The organism is Rhizobium ecuadorense (assembly GCF_001187535.1).
In the GTDB taxonomy this organism is placed as follows: domain Bacteria; phylum Pseudomonadota; class Alphaproteobacteria; order Rhizobiales; family Rhizobiaceae; genus Rhizobium; species Rhizobium ecuadorense.
Genome location: NZ_LFIO01001105.1, coordinates 1 through 269, shown reverse-complemented (window position 1 = coordinate 269; position 269 = coordinate 1). Strand labels below are relative to the sequence as shown.

Genomic DNA, 269 nt, shown 5'->3' with positions numbered 1-269 from the left:
GGACTATGCTGGTGCGTTGGCAGAGCTTCGCGGCCTTGCAGAAGACAACCGGCAGGCGGATGTCTATAATCTGATGGGATATACGCTGCGCAAGACGGGCGACTACAGAACGTCGCTGACCTACTACACCAAGGCGCTAGAGCTGCAGCCAGATCACAGGGCAGCGCGTGAATATCTCGGCGAACTCTATGTCGAGACGGGCGAGATGGCGAAGGCGGAGGAGCAGGTGTCATCGCTGAAGCAACTTTGTCCGAGCGGCTGCGAGGAAC

1 protein-coding gene is annotated in these 269 nt (G+C 58.7%); it reads left to right on the top strand.

Going from position 1 to position 269, the window contains the following annotated elements:
- The coding region (locus AF337_RS22155) for a tetratricopeptide repeat protein (RefSeq protein ID WP_152971155.1) at nt 1–269 on the top strand (269 nt) is incomplete at both ends.